Source organism: Paenibacillus sp. 2TAB19 (assembly GCF_052115185.1).
In the GTDB taxonomy this organism is placed as follows: Bacteria; Bacillota; Bacilli; order Paenibacillales; family Paenibacillaceae; genus Pristimantibacillus.
In genome coordinates this window covers 24,088-31,137 of record NZ_JBFRGE010000078.1, presented here as the reverse complement: position 1 = coordinate 31,137, position 7,050 = coordinate 24,088, and the positions used below count along the sequence as shown (strand labels likewise).

Below are 7,050 nucleotides of genomic sequence, written 5' to 3'. Positions count from 1 at the left end.
GAAGAAGCCTTCAACCTTATGAACCATAACACTCATATGGTTGTTTACAGGCAAGTTCAACCGTTTAAGAATCGTAATAATTTCTTTGCTGCTCATATTGAGCGACTTCGCATATTCATATACGCGGAGTTTATCTTTATTGTCCTTGCTGTCTTGTTTATTGTTCAATATTATCCACCTCCGTATTATGGCTCAGATGACTCGCAATCATTTTTCCGAACTGCGCATCGGTTACCGCAAGCACGACTCGATCCGGCTTGCCTATCGCCTTTCCTAGTTGCTCACGGTCGAACGCTTCGGCGAGTTGTATCCCGTAGGTGCTGCACTTATCGTTGAATTTCTTCTTCGTATTGGCAGAAGCATCTCCGGCAATAATGACCAGATGCACTTGCTTCTGCCTTACCGCCTTCTCCACAATTTCATCGCCGGTGATGAGCTTGCCGGCACGCATGCACATGCCAAGCGACGACAAAGCTTTATTCGTCTTCATCGGCGCTCAGCTCCTTGCCGGCAATGAATTGATCTTCGACGGCTACGAAGTCTTGCTCTAATTGATCATAAATATGATCGCCTACCGGCTGCTTAAGCGCACGATCAAGCGCCTTTGTTTTCTTAGCAAGCTTGAAGCAGCTCACTTTGCCGCACAGATATGCTCCGCGTCCAGCCTTCTTGCCCGTCAGGTCAATCTGAACCTCTTCGGCTGGCGTCCGCACAACCCGGATAAGTTCCTTCTTCGGCATCATCTCTTGACAAGCGACACATTTGCGAAGCGGCACTTTTCTTGGTCTCACCGCGCACCCCTCCTCTGCGAGTTACATTGACAATCGTGTTGCTCTATACTAATCGATCGAGACGGAGTCCTGATGCATCGTGCCCGTCGTTGTTCTTGGACGTCCGTATTCCTGCTCGGCTTGCGTCTCGCTCTTAATATCGATTTTCCAGCCAGTCAGCTTCGCGGCAAGACGAGCGTTCTGCCCTTTGATGCCGATCGCGAGCGACAATTGATAGTCGGGCACGATGACGCGCGCCATCTTCTCTTGCTCGAAGACGATGACTTCAAGCACTTTGGATGGGCTGAGCGCATTCGCCACATACTCCTCGACATTCTCGGACCAGCGAACGATATCGATTTTCTCGCCTTTCAGCTCGCCGACGATCGTTTGAACGCGCACGCCCTTCTGACCTACGCAGGAGCCGACAGGATCGACTTCGCTATTGCGCGTATGAACGGCAATTTTCGAGCGGAAGCCCGCTTCCCGTGCAACCGAACGAATCTCGACAACGCCGTCGTAGATTTCCGGCACTTCAAGCTCGAATAGACGTTTCAACAAGCCTGGATGCGTACGGGACAAAATAATTTGAGGCCCTTTAGTCGTGTTCTCAACCTTTGTAATATACGATTTGACACGGTCGCCATGCTTGAACTTGTCAGTCGGCATAAGTTCGGTAAGCGGCAATACCGCTTCCACCTTGCCTAGATCGACGAACAGATTCTTCACATCCTGGCGCTGAACGATGCCGTTAACGATATCTTCTTCTTTGTCGATAAAGGCATTATAGATCAGTCCGCGTTCTGCTTCGCGAATACGCTGCGTAACAACTTGCTTCGCCGTCTGTGCGGCAATACGCCCGAAGTCTCGAGGCGTAACTTCGATCTCGGCAACGTCGTCCAGCTGGTAATGCGCGTTAATCTCGCGGGAAGCTTCAACCGAAATTTCCAACCGCGGGTCAAGTACTTCCTCGACAACGGTCTTGCGGGCATATACTTTAATAACGCCGGTATGGCGGTTAATATCAACCCTTACGTTTTGTGCGGTATTAAAATTGCGTTTGTAGCTGGAAATTAGCGCTGCCTCGATGGCCTCTAACAGCACATCCTTCGTAATGCCTTTGTCTCTTTCGATTTCCTGTAACGCTTCAATAAAATCCATGCTCATTGGAATGGAGTTCCCCCTTTCAAAATAGAAAAAAAACGAATGTTAGAACACGATTGCCAAACGAGCGCTTGCAACCTTCGAATATGGAATACTATGCTCTTTTTTCCCCACAGCAACAACGGCGTTATCGCCGTCAAACGAAAGCAGCAGCCCTTCAAACTCCTTAGCGCCGCTGATCGGTTCGTATGTCGTTATGTAAACGTGTTTCCCGACGGCTTTACGCACATCCTCCGGCTTCTTGAGCGGGCGCTCCGCGCCAGGGGAGGACACCTCGAGGAAATAAGCATCCGTAATCGGATCATTTTTATCCAACTGCTCGCTTACGTGTTCGCTAATTCGGCCGCAATCTTCAATGTCGATTCCGCCCTCCTTATCTACGAAAATCCGGAGAAACCAGTTGCTGCCCTCCTTCACGTATTCAATATCGACCAGTTCAAATCCTTGGCTGTCAAGAAATGGTGAAATCATTTCCTCAACAACGGTTTTGATTTTGGATGTGCTCAAATTGACTTGACCTCCTGTATTTTACGCGGTATGCCTGTTTTGCCGAATACAAAACGTAAAGAGTGGGTTTCCCCACTCTTCTGCATTAGAGCCTTTATCATCATCATTGCCACAAAAATTATAACATAACCACTATAGAGTGACAAGAAATGTTTTCAAGTCTCTTTCAAAACTAGAACAAAGAAAGCTGGTTAGATTCAGGCAGGCCGCGGAAACAACCCATCGATCCGAGTACCTCGACAATCGTTTTTGTTGCTTTCGATTTCATTTGGAAATCTTCGATCGACAGGAATTCGCCATCTTCTCTCGAAGCTGCGATATTGCGCGCCGCATTCTCGCCGATACCAGCAATCGCTGCAAATGGCGGGATCAGAGAATCTCCGTCCACCTGGAATTTCGTAGCATCCGATCGATAAAGATCAATTGGCTTGAACGAGAAACCGCGGGCCGTCATCTCGAGCGACATTTCGAGCTGCGACACCATATTTTTCTCTTTCGGAAGCGCATTGAACCCTTTGGCTTCGATCTCAATCAACTTAGCCAGTATGGCATCATAGCCTTGGCAGAGCAGCTCCAAATCGAAGTCGTCGGCACGAACGGTAAAGTAGGTTGYGTAATAATGAATCGGATAATAGAGCTTGAAGAAGGCGGTACGAACAGCCGAAATAACATAAGCCGCGGCATGCGCCTTCGGGAACATATACTCGATGCGCAGACAGGAATCAATGTACCAGGCTGGCACCTTGCAGCGCTTCATTTCTTCGATCCATTCTGGCGTTAACCCTTTACCTTTACGAACGCTCTCGGTAATTTTGAACGCAAGTCCGGCATCCATGCCGGCTTTGTAGATCAGATACAACATAATATCGTCACGACAACCGATTACGGTCTTGATGTTGCAGGTTCCGTTCTTAATCAGCTCCTGCGCATTGCCGAGCCATACGCCCGTGCCATGCGACAGACCGGATATTTGCAGCAAGTCGGCGAATGAAGACGGCTGTGTTTCCTGAAGCATCTGACGAACGAACTTCGTACCCATCTCCGGCACGCCGTACGTTGCCACCGAGGAGCGAATCTTCTCGGGTGCGACTTCGAGCGCAGCTGTCGAGTTGAACATGCTCATCACTTTCGGATCGTTCATCGGTATCGTCGTCGGATCCACGCCGGTCAAATCCTGCAGCATCCGCATCATGGTCGGATCGTCATGTCCGAGAATATCGAGCTTGAGCAGATTGCTTTCGAACGCGTKATAGTCAAAGTGCGTCGTCTTCCACTCGGCATTCTGATCATCCGCGGGATATTGCACGGGAGTTACGTCCTCGACCTCAATATAATCGGGAACAACAACGATACCGCCGGGATGTTGGCCAGTGCTGCGCTTAACGCCCGTACAGCCGCTGGCGAGCCTTGCAAGCTCCGCCCCGCGCCACTTCTTGTTATTCTCTTCCTCATATTTCTTCGCGAAACCGTAGGCTGTCTTCTCCGCCACAGTACCGATCGTTCCGGCTCGGAATACGGCCTTCTCGCTGAACAGAACTTTAGTGTAGTTATGGGCAACGGGCTGGTATTCGCCAGAAAAGTTAAGATCGATATCGGGAACTTTATCTCCCTTGAAGCCTAGGAAAGTCTCGAACGGGATATCTTGTCCTTCACCCTTCATCGGCTGATCGCATTTCGGGCACATCTTAGCCGGCAAGTCAAATCCACTCGGCACGCTTCCGTCTAGGAACCATTCGCTGTGGCGACAATCCTGATTTTTACACATATAGTGAGCAGGAAGCGGATTAACTTCGGATATGCCGAGGAACGTCGCCACGACCGAAGAGCCGACCGAACCCCTTGACCCTACGAGATAACCGTCCGCATTCGACTTTTTCACCAGCTTCTCGGAAATGAGATAGTTGGCAGAGAAGCCGAACTTAATAATCGGAACTAACTCCTTCTCCAGGCGGTCGATTACAACTTGCGGAAGATCTTCTCCGTAAAACCCCTTAGCAGTCGAATAGCAGGTATTCCGAATTTCTTCGTCAGCGCCTTCAATAATCGGCGTGAACAGCTCGCTTGGGAACAAATCATACGATTCGAACCGATCGGCGAGTTCAGACGTGTTCGTTACGACAACTTGGCGCGCGCGAGCTTCCCCGAGGAACGCGAACTCCTCCAGCATCTCGTCTGTCGTACGGAAGTGAGCATCCGGCTTGCGTTGTCCCTTGAGCGGACTAAAGCCCGTAATGCCATTTATCGTAATGTCCCTATACATCTTATCCCGCGGGTTCAAGTAATGCACATTCCCTGTTGCTATAACCGGTTTGCCAAGCGCATCGCCAATCTGGCATATGCGGCGATGTGCTTGCTCGATCTCCGCCCGGCTTCCGACCAAGCCTTTCTCAACCAAATGCATGTAGAAGTCGATCGGCTGAATTTCCAGCACATCATAGAAGCGGGCAACCTCGGTAGCCTCTTCTTCCGACTTATTAAGCACCGTCTCGAAAAACTCGCCTTTCTCGCAGCCGGAGATGACTAATAGTCCTTCCCGCAGCTCGACGAGCTTGCTCTTCGGAATCGTAGGGACACGCTTGAAATATTCGGTATGAGACATCGAGATGAGCTTGTACAGATTTTTTTTGCCTACTGCATTAAGCGCGTATATATTGCAGTGGAATGGACGTGAATTAGAAAGATCCATGCCTACATAATCATTTAGCTGATGTAGATCGGTAATATTGCGTTCCGCCGCGTCACCTATCAAGCCGAACAGCACTCCGCCAAGCGCAATCGAGTCATCGATGGCCCGGTGATGATTCTCCAAGCTGATCTTATATTTGTCGGAGAGCGTGTTCAGTCGGTGGTTCTTTAGCGAAGGATGTATGAATCTAGCCAACTCGAGCGTATCGAGCACAGGATTCATGACCTCCGGCATGCCGAATGCTTTGCAAGAGGCCTGGATAAAGCCGATATCGAATCGCGCGTTATGCGCAACTAATACGTCATTCCCAATAAATTCAATGAATTCGCGCAGCTTAGGTTCCAGCTCTGGCGCATCCTTCACCATATCGTCGTTAATATTCGTAAGCTGCTGGATGTTGTACGGTATTTTCTCATGCGGATTAATAAAGGTCGAGAAGCGATCTACTTCCTTTCCTTCCCGCATCTTCACGCCGGCKAGCTCAATAATTTTATTATTAATGACGGACAAGCCTGTCGTCTCGATATCGAATACGATGTAAGTCGCAGAAGCGAGCGGCTCGGGTCTTGATTGCAGTACCATCGGCACAGCGTCATTGACAACGTTCGCTTCCAAACCAAACATAACTTTAATGCCATGCTTCTGAGCCGCTTTGAACGCATCGGGGTAACATTGGACATTGCTATGATCCGTAACGGCAATCGCCTTGTGTCCCCACTTCGCAGCCGTCTTCACGTAATCACCGATCGGTGTTACGGCATCCATGACACTCATCGTCGTATGAAGATGGAATTCGACACGTTTCTCTTCGGCCTTGTCCTTCCGGTCCGGAGGTGAACCAATCTCGTGCAGGTCGTTCGGCATCATGACAAGCTCAGGCTCTTGCATGAATCGGTCATACTCGATCCGACCGCGCGCTTTGACCCATTTGCCATTAGCCAGCTGGCTTAGCACTTTTACGTCATCCTTCGTCTTGGCGAACATCTTCATCGCGATGGAGTCCGTAAAATCGGTTACGTTGAACGTAAACAAGGTGCTGCCGTTGCGGAGCTCCTTCATATCTAGTCCGAATACCGTGCCCTGTACCGTTATTTTCTTCTCTTCCTCTTGAATATTCATAAGCGGTACGGCTTCTTCTTTAATATCGTAACCGAYGGCAAGCTTAACGGATTCCTCGTCGTCACCCGAAAATGAGGATTCCGATTGCGAGCTTGCCATCAGCTGCTGCACAACTTCACGCTCTTCCTCAACAAGCTTCAGATTAAACTCATCCAATATTTCTTGGCGGGATTCGCTGACGATCATCTTCACTTTGCATGTGCGGTTAAAGCTCGTTTCGTAGAAACGGACGATCTCCTCATCAAGTCTCTTCTTGCGCGCAAGCTCCAGCCCCGTTGTATCGAGCAGCGACAGCGTAAGCAAGTCTCCCTCTACATCAATCGATGCCTTCTGCAGCCAGCCGTTAACCGACGCGATCTCGCGCTGCGCCCATTCCATGAACAAGCCCCAATATTGCTGTAAAATCGATTCCGTCTCGACAATGGGGTCATAGATAAGCTGAAAAGAAACGGCGGCAATATGCTCGAACTTCATTTTCGCGGCTTGGCAGAAGCCATTATACGCCTGTAAAGGCACCATGGACGTTTTGCGGATGCAAAACGTCCACTCCCGATTGCTGTTGCTTACGATTACTTGATCAATATAGCCGTCTTGAAAATAAGATTGTATAAGTTCCTGCGGCAGTCCTGCTTGCTGCAACAACAGCTCGAAGCGCTGCCGCTTGTCACCGGTTTGGCTCATGTTTATCACTCCTTATGATCCAACCCCAAGGTGAAACGCGCAGCGCCGTCTTTTGGCGGCGCTGCGCGTTTCATTCCGGAGAAATATAGAGAAAGTATGGCAGATTGATATACGATCCTATAT

6 protein-coding genes are annotated in these 7,050 nt (G+C 49.6%); all 6 read right to left on the bottom strand.

The annotated features are described in order from the left end of the window. On the bottom strand, nt 1-168 hold a 168-nt coding region (locus AB4Z33_RS25220; RefSeq protein ID WP_442052536.1), incomplete at its 3' end, for a translation initiation factor IF-2 N-terminal domain-containing protein. Continuing rightward, on the bottom strand, nt 158-490 hold the full coding sequence (locus tag AB4Z33_RS25215; RefSeq protein ID WP_337103018.1) for a L7Ae/L30e/S12e/Gadd45 family ribosomal protein: 333 nt from the start codon (nt 488-490) through the stop codon (nt 158-160). The genes AB4Z33_RS25215 and AB4Z33_RS25220, both read right to left, overlap by 11 nt. After that, nucleotides 477-791, bottom strand: coding sequence for an RNase P modulator RnpM (gene rnpM, locus AB4Z33_RS25210; protein WP_337103019.1), 315 nt, complete (start codon nt 789-791; stop codon nt 477-479). Before rnpM ends, AB4Z33_RS25215 begins: the two co-directional genes overlap by 14 nt. Nucleotides 792-839: 48 nt before the next feature. Next, nucleotides 840-1,937, bottom strand: coding sequence for a transcription termination factor NusA (nusA, locus tag AB4Z33_RS25205; protein ID WP_337103020.1), 1,098 nt, complete (start codon nt 1,935-1,937; stop codon nt 840-842). 42 nt (nt 1,938-1,979) lie between these two features. Then, nucleotides 1,980-2,441: a ribosome maturation factor RimP gene (rimP, locus tag AB4Z33_RS25200; RefSeq protein ID WP_442052534.1), complete on the bottom strand. Its 462-nt coding sequence runs from the start codon at nt 2,439-2,441 to the stop codon at nt 1,980-1,982. A 172-nt stretch (nt 2,442-2,613) separates the two neighbouring features. Continuing rightward, on the bottom strand, nt 2,614-6,927 hold the full coding sequence (locus AB4Z33_RS25195) for a PolC-type DNA polymerase III (RefSeq protein ID WP_442052533.1): 4,314 nt from the start codon (nt 6,925-6,927) through the stop codon (nt 2,614-2,616). Nucleotides 6,928-7,050 lie beyond the last annotated feature (123 nt).

Bases quoted from the DNA above. Each gene is read 5' to 3' on its own strand.
- AB4Z33_RS25215 (WP_337103018.1), bottom strand. From the start codon at position 490: ATGAAGACGAATAAAGCTTTGTCGTCGCTTGGCATGTGCATGCGTGCC.
- nusA (WP_337103020.1), bottom strand. From the start codon at position 1,937: ATGAGCATGGATTTTATTGAAGCGTTACAGGAAATCGAAAGAGACAAA.